The organism is Sphingomonas pruni NBRC 15498 (assembly GCF_001598455.1).
Lineage (GTDB): Bacteria > Pseudomonadota > Alphaproteobacteria > Sphingomonadales > Sphingomonadaceae > Sphingomonas > Sphingomonas pruni.
Genome location: NZ_BCYZ01000019.1, coordinates 36890 through 49809 on the forward strand (window position 1 = coordinate 36890; position 12920 = coordinate 49809).

Below are 12920 nucleotides of genomic sequence, written 5' to 3' on the forward strand. Positions count from 1 at the left end.
CTTGCCCCAAAACTGGGAAGATCAAGGCCAGACAAGTTCACCCAAGGAGCCGATGTGACCGTACGACCTGTGACTGCTCCCGCATTGCTATTCTCCCGGCGCGCGCTCGTCGGAGTTGCGATGGCGCTTGGCACGCTTCCTTCCAGGCTTCTGGCAGAGAAGACCGGCGAACTGATCGCCGGCACTTATGCTCAAGAAGGTGGTCCCGGTCTGGTCCCGTTGGAGGCAAGTCCGACCGGCTGGGTTGCGGGCCGTCCGTTGGACACGATCCGCAACGCGTCATTTGGGGTGCGCGCGAGCGCGACCGGCATTCGATACCTGCTCGACGAGCAGGAAAAGGGACGTGTCGGCGTCTACGATCGTGGTTTGCAGCGCCTGGGCGACTTTTCCACGCGGGGTGCCGACCCCTGCCATGCGGCGCTCAGTCCGGACGGCGGCATGTTGGCCGTCGCCAATTATTCCAGCGGGAGTGTCGCAATTTGGCGGATCGATCGCACCACCGGGCGGCCGATCGGTGAGGCGCAACTCACAGTACATACCGGCGAGGGCCCCAATCGCGCGCGGCAGGCAGGCCCGCATGCGCATTGGGTCGGTTTTGCCATGGGCGGCAAGCTGCTCCACGCGGTGGACCTGGGCGCGGATGCGATCTTCGCGCACGCACTTGATCCGCAGTCCGGCGCGATCGTGTCCACCTCGCTCGCTTATCGGGCCCCGGCCGGGTCGGGCCCGCGTCACCTTGCGCGCCACCCCCGCCTGCCGATTGTCTATCTGGTCTCCGAATTGGCTAATACGGTGACGATCCTCGCGACCCATCCGGATGGCAGTTTTGCCGCGAAAGGGGCCCTCTCGACCTTGCCGGCGGAGTTCTCCGGACCCTCGACCGCCGCGCACATAGCGGTCAATAAAAGCGGCACGCGACTCTACGTCTCCAATCGCGGTCACGACAGCATCGCGGTATTCGCGATCGGCGCGGACGGCGGGTTGACGCTCCTGCAGCATGTCGGCTCCGGGGGGCGAGGTCCACGCCTGTTCCTGTTGATCGAGGAACGTGGCGAGATGCTGGTCGCCAACCAGCGTTCGGGGAATGTTTCTCGCCTCTCGCTGGGCAAGGATGGACGCCTCGGCGCGGCCGCTTATGGCACCGCGATCCCCGGCGTGGTGTTTCTTTCCGCCTAAGCCGCGAGCACGCACGGCCAAGTTGGGTCATCGCCCGGCGCAGGATTGCGCCGACCGGTCGCATATGGACCCGGCGCGGCCGGCTGTTCAGCTTCGCGCCAAGCGGCCTTTCGTAATCGGCGGTTCCAGTCATGTCCCATGATGAGGAGTGTTTATGCGTAGCGTTTGGAGTGTGGTGTTCCTGGGTGTGTCGCTCGTCGCGAGTGGCTCGGCCAATGCTCAGAGCTGGGGCGTTTATGTGGGAACGGGCGGTGGATATCCGGGCTATCAACGCGGCTATGACGAGGAGGACGGCTTGGCGCGGTTCATCTGCTCGGGCCAGCGTGCGCATATGCTCGAAGACCGGCTGCGCCATGAGGTTGCCGAAGACGAGATCGATGGCGACGATGCTGATCGCATCCATGCGGCGATCGATCGCCTCGAAGACAGGCAACGCCATGAGTGCCGCGAGGGAGATCGCAGGGCGATCGGCGACATAGCCTATCGCTATGATCGCATTGCCCGATGGATCGACGGCGAAGCGCATCGCGGCTGGTAGGTGAGCGACGCAGCGCGCAGGACGGGGGCGTTCGACTCAGCGCCAGAACCGGCCGGCATCGACCAGGGCAGCATGGGCTTCGCCGGCCGCTTCGAGCAGCTTCTTGCGGCTGCCCGGGAAGAGCACGGCCAGCGTGTTGGGCGAATTGGCGATGCCGAGCCCGTTCAGGACCGGGGGCGCCGTCACTAGGTCGTTGAGCCCCCCCAATGCCTCCTGCAGCGCCTCCAATGCCGCGATGAATCTTTTGTAGCGGCGGCGCTGCCGCTTGCGATCGAACTGGGCGGCGAAGAACTCGGCCGCATAGCGCAGTTTCTTGGCGTCCTTGCGGAGCTCGTGTCGTGCTTGATCGTCGAGGTCGACGAGACCTTCGCCGCCCCGCTTGACCTTGCGGCGCAGGCGGTCGAGCGCGGTGCGGGCGAATATGCTTGCGCGCTGGTCGCGAAACTCCGCGGTTTCGACTGCACCGAGCCATTCGCCGCTCGCGCTCCATTGCGCCAGGTCGAGCATCAACCCGCGTGCCTGGGCGGATACAAGGATTGCTTTGACCTGAGCATAGGCATCGTGCCGTGCCGCCTCGAGCCGATCGCGCAGCGCACCGGGCGGCGCGCGCGAGACCAGGACGTCGATGCTTCGCGCCGGGCCGAGCGCATTGGCAAGCCAGCGCAACGTCTCGCGCAGCTCCGCGCTGGCCTCGTCGGCGATCAGGACCTTGAAGATCGACAGCGCCGACCGCAGCCGGCGCAACGCGACGCGCGCCTGATGCAGCGCCTCCGGCGTCTGTCCGATCAGGAGCAGGTCTTCGTTCAGTCGGAACTGACGCAGGCATGCCTGGACGATGTGCTGCAATGCCTGCCCGGCCGTCGTGTCGCGATGCAAGTCGATCGCGTCGGCCCTGAATGCCGGGACCGCCGGATCGACCAGGCCATAGCCGCGTTCGGCCTTGGTCAGGACGCCTAGCCGGAGGGGCGCGGCGGCATCGAGCTTGCGCGCGAAGGCGAACAATGCGGCGACATCGCCACTCTTCAACTCCAGCTCGATCTCGCAGATCGAGGATCGGCGATCGCCGGCCACCACCGCGCCGCGGTCGAGAACCATCTCGATAAGGGCGCCGTTCGTTTGGATGTCCCATGTGCGGCGTTCGACCCGGACTTCGAAGACCGGGGCCAGCGCGTCGGCCCGCTCGCCGAGCAGCGCCCGGATCGGCGTGGTATGGTCGATGACCGGCATATCGTCCGGCACCGCGCATTCCCATTCGGGCCGGGCGAACAGGCCGGCCGAACTGCCGCCACGGGCCTTGACCGTCTGGGTCCGCTTGCGAACGGCGTGACGGATCCGCAGCGAGAGCCCGGCCTTTAAGAGCGAATGATCGGCGGTGTCGAAATAGAGCGACCTTTGCCGTGCTTTGCGCGGCTGGCCGCCAAGCAGATCCGCGTCGGTCAGGATAATGGCGTCGCGCGGCCGCAGCGCGAGCTTGAGCTCGACCTCATCCGGCATCGCCTTGCCCTTCCGGTTCGGTCGCGGGCGCCCGGCCCTCCGAATTGCCGAAGAGATCCCACGTCACCATGAACAAAGCTGCGATGACGGGTCCGATCACGAAACCGTTGAACCCCATCAGTTCGAACCCGCCCAGCGTCGCGACCAGGACGACATAGTCGGGCATCCGCGCATCGCGGCCGACCAGAATCGGGCGGACGACATTGTCGACGCTGCTGATGATGAAGAACCCGCACAGGAAAAGGATGCTGCCCTGCCAGATCGCGCCCGTGGCTAGCAGGTAGATGGTCATTGGCACCCAGACCAGCCCGGTGCCGATCGCCGGGAAGAGCGAAAACACCCCCATCGCCACCCCCCAGAGGAGCGCGCCGGGCAATCCCAGCAGCCAGAAAGTGAAGCCGCCGACCAGGCCTTGCAACAGGGCGACGATCAGGCTGCCCTTGGTGGTCGCGCGGATCACCTGCACGAACTTGGCGATCAGGATGGTGCGCTGCTCGGCGGGCAGCGGAATGCTGCGCTCGATCCGTGCCGCCAAAGCGTGCCCGTCGCGCAGCAGGAAGAAGGTCAGGTAGAGCATCACGCCGAGGGAAAGGAAGAAGCCGAACGCGCCCTGGCCGATGCTCAGCACGCGCGACGCCACCGCCTGGAAGCTGTTGGCAAAGCCCTGGCTGATCTTGGCGCGCAGCCCGCCGACATCGCCCAGGCCGATATCGGCGAGCCAGCTTCGGGCCCAATCCGGCAGGTGCGCCTGCATTTCGACAAAGAGCCGGCCGAAATCGATTCCACCGCTCCGCACCCGGTCGTAGAAGACGCTCGCCTCATGCAGCAATGCGGCGCCGAGCAACATCGCGGGCACGACGACGACGACGGTGATGATGATCAACGTCACCAGCGCCGCGCCATTGCGCCGCCGCGGCATCGCGGCGAGGAGCCGCGCGTTGAGCGGCTCGAACAGGATGGCCGCGATCACTGCCCAGAGGATCGCGCCAGAGAAGGGGGCGACCAGCCACACGAATGCGACCGTTGCGCCCGTAACGAGCGACAGCAGGAAGACGCGCGACGGCGTCATGCTGAGGCGCCTGCCGTCACGCACGGGACGACTGCCGGTGCGCGCATCGGTCGAAGGCGAAACCTCCCGCGCGGTGGAACCGGCGGGGGTCTATCGCCAATCGCCGTCGCTCAGGCCAGTTTGATGAAGAGCGTGTCGACAGCGCGGTGCGCGATCGCAGGCATGCATGTGCAAGATGCTCTCTCGCTCCAGCCATTTTCACCGTTTAGCGACATTCCCCGCGGTCGCACAACCGATGCACTCTTCAGCTGCTGGCAGCGCGTTTAACCTCTCGGCGGCGATGGGCTCGCCACAGCTAGTGCAGATTCCGTAGCCGCCTGAGTCCAGCCGGGCGATCGCCGCTCTGATCGACTCGATTTCTGTGAGTGCGGAGTTCTCCAAGGAGTCCAACGCCTCGTCATCCTCTCGGTCGATCGCCTGTTCGGCGAAGTCGTCGTCGAGTGGTTGGCCGAGCTCGTCTTCAATGCGGCTCACCTGCGCCGTCAGCACGGAAAGCCGCTCTGTGAGACGGCTGCGAGCCTCTGTCTTGTTTAGCATCATACCTCAGTGCGATAGAAAAAGCGGGTAGGGCGAATGCGAGAGCAACTCGCGGGTTACCCCGCCGAACACCGCCTCGCGCAGTCGCGAATGGCCATAGCCGCCAGCGACGATCAGGCCCGCGCCATGACGACCGGCCTCGGCGATCACGGTGCGCGCGATGCCCGAGGGCAGGGGCGGGACACGCTCGACACGCGCATGGACTTCGTGGCGCGACAAATAGCGCGCCGCGTCCTCCGCCCAGCCATCGGCTCGGTCGGTCTCGACTTCCACCAGAAATACTCGCTCCATGAGTTTGAGGAGCGGAATGGAATTACGGAGCGCCGAAGTCGCCGCCATCGACCCATCCCATGCGATGACCGCACAGCGATCGTCGAATTTCCGCACATCCTGCGGCACAGCCAGAATCGGTTTGCCTGCCCCCGTGATCAGGCCGCCCGCGACACTGTGCATAGGAGTGACCGGATCCTCGAGTTGCCGGTTGACGATGACGAGATCGGCGAACTGCGCGGCGCTGCATAAGCTTCCCACCAGGTCGCCAGTGCGTTCCTGCCAATCCCACGACACGTCCTCGTGAGCGAGCCGCGCTTCGACCTTCACCCGATTGGCGGCTTCCACCTCGATTTCGCTCTCGACGATCGTGGCGCTGATCGTGCTGCCGACCGAATCGTCGACATAGGCCGGCGGCAGTACGACGACATCGAGACAGGTCAGATGCGCTTCGAGCCGCCGCGCCAAATCCAACGCAACTTGCAGCCGGGCTTCTTGTCCGGCGTCTTCATGCGCAAGTACCAAAAGGGTCTTCATGACGTGCCTCCGATTTGCTTGGTCGGAGCGTAATCGCCGACGCGAAGGGCATGCTATTGGTGGATTTACGGACTCCCGGGCCGACGTCGTCACGCTCAGGCGGGTGTCCGGTGCTGATGATCGGCAACAGGAATGGTCGGCGCGACGCGGTCCGCCGCTTCCAGGTTCGTCACCAACAGGTCGAACGGCATGATTTCGAGCAAATAGGCCACATGACTGCGCCGGAAAATTGCTTCGAAACCTCGGTGCCGATGAGTGGAGGCAACGATCAGGTCCGGATGAAGCGCTGACCATTGCTCGATCAGCACCGAAGCCAAATCACCGGGCCGAACTACTGGGACGACCGGAATCGCGACGTCGGGACGCGCGGCGAGAGCCGTCGCGATCACCCGTTTCAGCGCTTCCAGCGCGACCGCCAGGCCCTGCGCCGTCGTTCGTTTCGAACAGGCATGTACCGCGTACACTTCGCTGGCGGATTTGATTTGCAGCGCAAGGTCGAGGACATGCCGCGCATCCTCCTCCTCGTCGAGTAGGGCAAGGAGCCGCTTATACGGTCCTGTGGACTCCGCCTGCACGGCCAGTACCGGAATCGATGCCTGCCGCGCGACGTCGACGATCAAGTCGAACGGACGGTCGTTGATTTGATTGGGGTCGATCGCATTGCGCATCACGATCAATTCGGCGCCGAGCATTTCCGCCTTCTTCACGATCTCCGCAGCCTGGGCCGGCATCGGTTCGCTGAACGACAGCGATCCGATGCAGGGGAAGCGTCGGCCGACTTCTTCGGCCAGGATCTGGGGGGAGGGGCGACGCGGGGTGCCGCGGCGAAGGCGATCGCGCAGCCTCAGCACGTGCAGGTCGGCGCAATTCGCGGCGGCGATTTCGCATCCCCGCTCGAGCGCGACGTCCGGGTCGAGCGCCAGATCGCTGGCGACCACGAGTTGATGCACGGCGATTCTCCTCGGGGCATCTTTTCGCCCGGGAGGCATGGCGCGCCATCGGGAAGTGTACTTAGGGCGTGGTTCCGGCCGGGGATTGCTCGCCACACGCCTCGCACAAGGCGTCGAAGATCGACCGGACCATATCGTCGGCAATGCGGTAATAGCGCGTCTGCGCATCCGCCCGCACCGCGACCGCGCCGCCATCGCGCAGCACGCCGAGATGCTGCGAGACCGCCGATTGGGCGAGGCCGGTCAGCTCGACCAGTTCGTTGACCGATGCTTCTCCCGCCGACAGGCGGCAGAGCATGATCAGCCGCTCGCGATTGGCGAGCAGGCGCAGGATGGCCGCCATGCGGTCGGCATTTGCGCGCAAGTCGTCGATCGGATCGGTGTGTTTCATGGCGCCAAGGTGAGGGGTCGGCCGTCGTCGCGCAAGACGATGTAGATCGCCGGGATGACGAGGACGGTCAGCAGGGTCGACGAGGCCAGCCCGAACAATAGGGAGATCGCCAGGCCCTGGAAGATCGGATCGGTCAGGATCACCGCCGCGCCGATCATCGCCGCCGCCGCGGTCAGCACGATCGGCTTGAAGCGTATCATGCCCGCCTCGAGCAACGTGTCGCGCAGCGATTTGTCCGCGCGCCGGGCATGGCGCACGAAATCGACCAGCAGGATCGAGTTGCGCACGATGATCCCGGCAAGCGCGATGAACCCGATCATCGACGTGGCGGTGAACGGCGCGCCGAACAGCATGTGCCCGGTGACGATGCCGACCAGGGTCAGCGGGATCGGGGTGAGGATCACCAGCGGCAACCTGAAGCTGCGGAATTGCCCGACCACGAGCACGTAAATGCCGAGCAAGGCCACCATGAACGCCGCACCCATGTCGCGGAACGTCACCCAGGTGATTTCCCACTCGCCGTCCCACAGCAAGGCCGGCCGGGTTTCGTCCTCCGGCTGTCCGTTGAGGCGGATTTCCGGCTTGGTCAGCCCGGCGCTTTTCCAGTCGAAATGCTCGATCGCGTCATCGACCGCGAGCATGCCGTAGATCGGGGCTTCGTAGCGGCCGGCGAGTTCGGCGGTCACCATGTCGGCGGCGCGGCCGTCGCGCCGGAACAATTGCGTATCACCGGTGGTCATCGACGCTGTCACCACTTCGCCGAGCGGGATCGGCACTGGCCCATTCGGCCCTTGCGTGGCGGCGATCGGCGTGGCCGCCAGGGTCGACGACCAATTGCGCTGGGCCTGGTCGAGCGACACTTCGATCGGCAGCGGGTCGCGCTGGTTGCCGCGCGGCGCATAGCCGACGACCTGATCGCCGAGCAGCGCGGCGATGCTGTCGAACACCTGGCGTTCCGACAGCCCGTAATAATCGAGCTTGGCGCGATCGGGGATCAGGCGGAGTTGCGGGCGCGGCGTGCCGAAGCTGTTGTCGACGTCGACGATATAGGGAACGCCCTTGAACAGCCGCTCGACCGTCGTCGCCGTGGCCCGGCGAGTGGCTTCGTCGGGGCCGTATATCTCGGCGAGCAACGTCGCGAGCACTGGCGGTCCCGGCGGTGTCTCGACCACCTTGATCGAACCGTCGGCGGGCAGGGCGATCGCCTTCAGGCGGTTGCGCAGATCGACCGCGATGGCATGGCTCGACCGAGAGCGGTCGCCCTTAGGCTCGAGCGTCACCATCAGGTCGCCCATTTCCGGTCGGTTGCGCAGGAAATAATGGCGGACGAGCCCGTTGAAATTGAACGGCGCCGAGGTGCCGACATAGGCTTCCATCGACGTGACCTCGGGCACCGCGCGGGCGACCGCCGCCGCCTGGTCGATCACCCGCGCGGTGTTTTCCAGGCTGGTGCCCTCGGGCATGTCGACGACGAGCTGGACCTCCGATTTGTTATCGAACGGCAACAGCTTCACGGTGACTGCCTTGAAGTAGAACATCGAACAGGCGACCAAAGTCGCCACGCCGACCGCAGCCAGGAATATGCCGGCCGACCGCCGCGTCGCGATCACGCGGGAGGCGACTCGCGCATAGAGCGCGCCGAGCTTGCCGCCATGGGCGTCATGATGCTCCTGGCCGCCAAGCGACTTGCGCGCGAAGCGGATCATCAGCCACGGCGCGATGATCACGGCGACGAAGAACGAAAAGATCATCGCCGCGGACGCGTTGACCGGGATCGGCGCCATGTACGGCCCCATCAGCCCGGAGACGAACAGCATCGGCAGCAAGGCGGCGACGACAGTGGTCGTGGCGACGATGGTCGGGTTGCCGACCTCGGCGACCGCATCGATCGCGGCGTCGATGCGGCTGCGCCCGTCGCCCATCGCCCAGTGCCGGGCGATATTCTCGATCATCACGATCGCGTCGTCGACCAGGATGCCGATCGAGAAGATCAGCGCGAACAGGCTCACCCGATTGATCGTGAAGCCCATGATCTTGGAGGCGAACATGGTCAGCAGGATGGTCGTCGGGATGACGATCGCCGTCACCCCGGCTTCGCGCCACCCGATCGCGAACCCGATCAACAGAACGATCGACACGGTCGCGAGGCCGAGATGGAACAGCAACTCGTTCGCTTTCTCGTTGGCGGTCTCTCCGTAATTGCGCGTGACGGCAACGGTCACGCTGTCGGGGATCAGGCTGCCGCTCAGCGAGGCGACGCGACGCACGATGGCATCGGACACCGTGACGGCATTGGCGCCGGGGCGCTTGGCGATGGCCAGGCTGACGGCGGGCGCCTGCGACCACGCGCCGTCCTGCTTCGCCCAGCGCCACGCGCGCGCCTGGTCCTGGCCCGGGCTCTCGGTCACCGTCGCGACATCGCGCAGATAGACCGGCTCCCCGCTGACCGACCGCACGGTCAGCAGTCCGACATCCGCCGCGCTCGCCAGCATCCGCCCTGCCACGACGTCCGCCGCGCCGCCACGCTCGCGAACCGATCCGGCGGGGAAGGCCCGGTTGGCCTGCGCTGCGGCCTCGACCACCGCGCCCAGTGCGACCCGTCGCGCCGCGAGCTTGGCCGGATCCGGAACGACGCGGATTCGTTGCTGCTGGCCGCCGATAATGAAGGACAGGCCGACATCGTCGACCTTGGCGACTTCGGTCTGCAACCGGCCGGCCAGGTCGCGCAGCGACTGGTCGGTCCATCGGCCCGGGGCATTCGCCTTCGGCGTCAAGGTCAGGACGACGATGGGCACATCGTTGATCCCGCGTACCGTGACCTTGGGCGCCGGTATGCCGACGGGAATACGGTCGATATTGGCGTTGAGCCGTTCGTTGATCCGGATCGCGGCATCTTCGGGATTGGAGCCGACTAGGAAACGCGCGGTCACCAGCACGCCGTTATTCTCGGCTTGGGTGTAGACGTGCTCGACGCCATTGACGCTCTTGACGATCGTCTCAAGCGGCTTGGCCACGAGTTCGACGGCGTCTCCCGCCGACAGGCCCGGCGCCGCGACCTGGATATCGACCATCGGCACGCTGATCTGCGGTTCTTCCTCCCGAGCGATCGTCATCGTCGCGATCAGCCCGACCAGGATCGCCGTCAGCAGGAAGAGGGGGGTCAGCGGCGAATTGATCGTCGCCCGCGTGATCCGTCCGGAAATGCCCAGCACCACCGTCAGCGACCCGGACCAACCAGCGTGTCGCCGGCGCCGGCGCCCGACAGGATCTCGACCTTGCCGCCGTCCGCCGGCCGCGTCTGGACCGGCACGGTCGATTGTTGCCCGTCGGCTGCGACCATCACGACATAGTCGATTCCAAAGCGCGTCGTGACGAAGGCTGCCGGAACGATAAGGGCTTGACGCTCTCCGATCCCGACATGCGCGGTGACGCGGCGTCCGATCAGCGTACCGTCGAGCCCAGGTACCGCGACGTCGACTCGGACCTGGCCGGCCTCGATCGCGGGATAGATCTTGTTGACCGTGCCGCTCAGGCCATGTCCGTCGGCGACTCCGGATACCGTCACCAATGTCCCGGGACGGACGCGTCCGCCGAGCGACTCGGGAAGATCGAGCCGAACGACGAGCGGGCCGGACGTAACGGTGGCGATCGACATGCCGGGAGTGACCGCCGATCCGGCGGGCACGTCGGCGACCAGCACTCGGCCGCTCGATGGCGCCAGGACGAGACCCTGGCCCGCGACGGCACCCACCGCCGATTGCTGCGAGCGCGCGGCGCGAACCTGTGCGGATGCCGTGCCGACCGCTGCTTGGGATTGGTCGAGTCGCGCTTTCGCATAGACGCCGCGCCGATACAGATAGTCGACGCGTTGAAGGTCGGCCTGGGCCTGCCGCAATTGCGCTTCGGCCGCCGCGGCCTGGGCGCCATAAGCGGCGGCCTGATAGCCGAGCTGGTTGTCGACGACTCGGCCGATCGGCTGGCCTTTCGTTACCATATCCCCCTTGCGGACGAGCAGCGTCTCCAGCACGCCGGCGATCCGCGCCCGCGCATCGGCGCGATCGGTCGTCGTGATTTCCCCGCCGACGTCCTTCCAGTCCGTGGTCGCAGCCAATTGCAGATGAAGCCGCGGGCCGCTCGCCGTCGAGCGCGTTTCGACCGGCGTGGCGCGATCCCCCCCGCCGCAGGCGGAAAGCGATGCCAGCGCCGCTGCGGCGACGGCGGTTCTGAAGGACAGGGTGGTCACGCGTTGATCCTCTCAGGCTCCGGTCACGAGCGGCAGATTAGCCGCCTTCCAGGCCGCGATCCCTCCGCAAAGATGCGTATCGACCGCCACGCGTGCCGCGGCGCACTGTCCGAGCGCGGTGGCCGATCGCCGGCCGCCGGCGCAATTGAGGATCAGGACCTTGCCATCGGCAGACGGTAACGAAGTGGGATCAAACCGCGACAGCGGCATATTGACCGCGCCTACGATGTGGCCGGTCGCGAATTCAGCTGGCTCGCGCACGTCGACCACCAGGGCAGTCCCCGCGTCGAGCATCGCCTTCAACGCCCGCGGCTCGAGTTCATTGATGCGCGAGCGATTACCCAAACCAAACATGAAACATCTCCAATCAGCAGTTGCGAATATTAGATATAACGTATATTAGGTTATTGCAATATATTACGAGGAGGCCGAGGTGGCGGTACCGAAAATCGTTGTTCTGGGAGCGGGGCTGGGCGGCACGATCGCCGCCTATGAGTTGCGCGCGAAGCTGAGGGACCGCGCCGAGATCGTGCTGGTCGGCAACTCCGAGGATTATTGGTTCGTGCCGTCGAACCCATGGGTAGCGGTCGGCTGGCGCGAGCCGGAGGCGATCCGGGTGCATTTGCCGCCGGTGATGGAACGCCACGGCATCGGCTTCACCGCCGCCGGCGCAACGCGCCTTCTGCCCGGCGAGAATCGGCTCGAGCTCGGCGACGGGTCGACGATCGCCTATGACTATCTGGTCATCGCCACCGGCCCCGATCTGGCGTTCGACGAGATCCCGGGATTTGGTCCGCAGGGACATACGCTCTCGATCTGCCAGACGCATCATGCCGCGGAGACGCATCGGCGCTTCGAGGAATTGTGCGCCAACCCGCGGCCGATCGTCGTCGGCGCGGCGCAGGGTGCCTCATGTTATGGGCCCGCCTACGAATTCGCGATGATCCTCGATACCGAGCTCAAGCGCCGCGGCGTGCGCGACCGGGTGCCGATGACCTTCGTGACGCCCGAACCCTATATCGGCCATCTCGGGCTCGACGGGGTGGGGGATACCAAGGGCCTGCTCGAAAGCGAGATGCGCGACCGCCACATCAAGTGGATCACCAATGCCAAGGTGACCGGCGTCGATGCCGAGGTTATGCATGTCGAGGAAGTCGACGATGACGGGAAGACCAAGCGCACCCACGACGTGCCGTTCGGCTTCGCCATGCTGTTGCCGGCTTTTCGTGGCGTCGAGGCGGTGCGCGGTATCGAGGGACTGAGCAACCCGCGCGGGTTCATCCTGGTCGACAAGCATCAGCGCAATCAGGCCTTTCAGAACATCTTCGCGCTCGGCGTGTGCATCGCGATTCCGCCGGTCGGGCCGACGCCGCTGCCGGTCGGCGTGCCCAAGACCGGCTTCATGATCGAGAGCATGGTGACGGCGATCGTGGAAAATCTCGGCGAGATTCTCGACGGGAAGGAGCCAACCCACGAGGCGAGCTGGAATGCGATCTGCCTCGCCGATTTCGGCGATGGCGGCGTGGCGTTCATCGCCAAGCCCCAGATCCCGCCGCGCAACACCAATTGGGCGGCCGAAGGCAAATGGGTCCACCTGGCCAAGGTCGGGTTCGAAAAATACTTCCTGCGCAAGATCCGCAAGGGCGAAAGCGAACCCTTCTACGAAAAGCTCGCTCTGCATGTACTCGGGGTCAAGAAACTGCGCTTCGACTGAG

The 12920-nt window shown here is 65.6% G+C and carries 12 protein-coding genes; 3 read left to right on the plus strand and 9 right to left on the minus strand.

The annotated features are described in order from the left end of the window. Nucleotides 1-54: 54 nt before the first annotated feature. Nucleotides 55-1176: a lactonase family protein gene (locus tag SPR01S_RS07865; protein WP_245661913.1), complete on the plus strand. Its 1122-nt coding sequence runs from the start codon at nt 55-57 to the stop codon at nt 1174-1176. Between the two features lie 154 nt (nt 1177-1330). Next, nucleotides 1331-1714: a histidine kinase gene (locus SPR01S_RS07870; RefSeq protein WP_157082046.1), complete on the plus strand. Its 384-nt coding sequence runs from the start codon at nt 1331-1333 to the stop codon at nt 1712-1714. A gap of 36 nt (nt 1715-1750) precedes the next feature. Here SPR01S_RS07870 and SPR01S_RS07875 read toward each other — a convergent pair whose 3' ends face one another. The 9 genes from SPR01S_RS07875 to SPR01S_RS07915 all read right to left on the minus strand — a co-directional run bounded on the left by SPR01S_RS07875 (nt 1751) and on the right by SPR01S_RS07915 (nt 11559). Next, nucleotides 1751-3208 carry a CYTH and CHAD domain-containing protein gene (locus tag SPR01S_RS07875; RefSeq protein WP_066587572.1) on the minus strand — a complete coding sequence of 486 codons (1458 nt, stop codon included), beginning with the start codon at nt 3206-3208 and terminating at the stop codon, nt 1751-1753. Next, entirely contained in the window at nt 3198-4277 is a 1080-nt protein-coding gene (locus SPR01S_RS07880; protein WP_084251033.1) for an AI-2E family transporter, read from the minus strand. Before SPR01S_RS07880 ends, SPR01S_RS07875 begins: the two co-directional genes overlap by 11 nt. Before the next feature lie 198 nt (nt 4278-4475). Further along, the gene (locus SPR01S_RS07885; protein WP_066587575.1) at nt 4476-4817 is read right to left on the minus strand and encodes a TraR/DksA family transcriptional regulator; all 342 of its coding nucleotides are present in this window, start codon (nt 4815-4817) and stop codon (nt 4476-4478) included. A 3-nt stretch (nt 4818-4820) separates the two neighbouring features. Next, nucleotides 4821-5621: a universal stress protein gene (locus SPR01S_RS07890; RefSeq protein ID WP_066587577.1), complete on the minus strand. Its 801-nt coding sequence runs from the start codon at nt 5619-5621 to the stop codon at nt 4821-4823. 95 nt (nt 5622-5716) lie between these two features. Continuing rightward, nucleotides 5717-6571, minus strand: coding sequence for a universal stress protein (locus tag SPR01S_RS07895; RefSeq protein WP_066587581.1), 855 nt, complete (start codon nt 6569-6571; stop codon nt 5717-5719). 61 nt (nt 6572-6632) lie between these two features. Next, nucleotides 6633-6962, minus strand: coding sequence for an ArsR/SmtB family transcription factor (locus SPR01S_RS07900; RefSeq protein WP_066587582.1), 330 nt, complete (start codon nt 6960-6962; stop codon nt 6633-6635). After that, nucleotides 6959-10177 (minus strand): efflux RND transporter permease subunit, encoded by a 3219-nt coding sequence (locus SPR01S_RS07905; protein WP_066587587.1) that lies wholly within the window; start codon nt 10175-10177, stop codon nt 6959-6961. The genes SPR01S_RS07900 and SPR01S_RS07905 overlap by 4 nt, the downstream gene beginning before the upstream one ends. A 2-nt stretch (nt 10178-10179) precedes the next feature. Beyond that, the gene (locus SPR01S_RS07910; RefSeq protein WP_066587598.1) at nt 10180-11205 is read right to left on the minus strand and encodes an efflux RND transporter periplasmic adaptor subunit; all 1026 of its coding nucleotides are present in this window, start codon (nt 11203-11205) and stop codon (nt 10180-10182) included. Between the two features lie 12 nt (nt 11206-11217). Continuing rightward, on the minus strand, nt 11218-11559 hold the full coding sequence (locus tag SPR01S_RS07915) for a rhodanese-like domain-containing protein (RefSeq protein ID WP_066587600.1): 342 nt from the start codon (nt 11557-11559) through the stop codon (nt 11218-11220). A 79-nt stretch (nt 11560-11638) separates the two neighbouring features. Between SPR01S_RS07915 and SPR01S_RS07920 the strand changes: the two genes are divergently transcribed. Further along, nucleotides 11639-12919: an NAD(P)/FAD-dependent oxidoreductase gene (locus SPR01S_RS07920; protein WP_157082052.1), complete on the plus strand. Its 1281-nt coding sequence runs from the start codon at nt 11639-11641 to the stop codon at nt 12917-12919. Nucleotide 12920: the final 1 nt, after the last annotated feature.

Coding starts and splice junctions, on each gene's coding strand:
- SPR01S_RS07870 (WP_157082046.1), top strand. CDS start 1,331: ATGCGTAGCGTTTGGAGTGTGGTGTTCCTGGGTGTGTCGCTCGTCGCG.
- SPR01S_RS07915 (WP_066587600.1), bottom strand. CDS start 11,559: ATGTTTGGTTTGGGTAATCGCTCGCGCATCAATGAACTCGAGCCGCGG.
- SPR01S_RS07880 (WP_084251033.1), bottom strand. CDS start 4,277: ATGACGCCGTCGCGCGTCTTCCTGCTGTCGCTCGTTACGGGCGCAACG.
- SPR01S_RS07900 (WP_066587582.1), bottom strand. CDS start 6,962: ATGAAACACACCGATCCGATCGACGACTTGCGCGCAAATGCCGACCGC.
- SPR01S_RS07890 (WP_066587577.1), bottom strand. CDS start 5,621: ATGAAGACCCTTTTGGTACTTGCGCATGAAGACGCCGGACAAGAAGCC.
- SPR01S_RS07885 (WP_066587575.1), bottom strand. CDS start 4,817: ATGATGCTAAACAAGACAGAGGCTCGCAGCCGTCTCACAGAGCGGCTT.
- SPR01S_RS07875 (WP_066587572.1), bottom strand. CDS start 3,208: ATGCCGGATGAGGTCGAGCTCAAGCTCGCGCTGCGGCCGCGCGACGCC.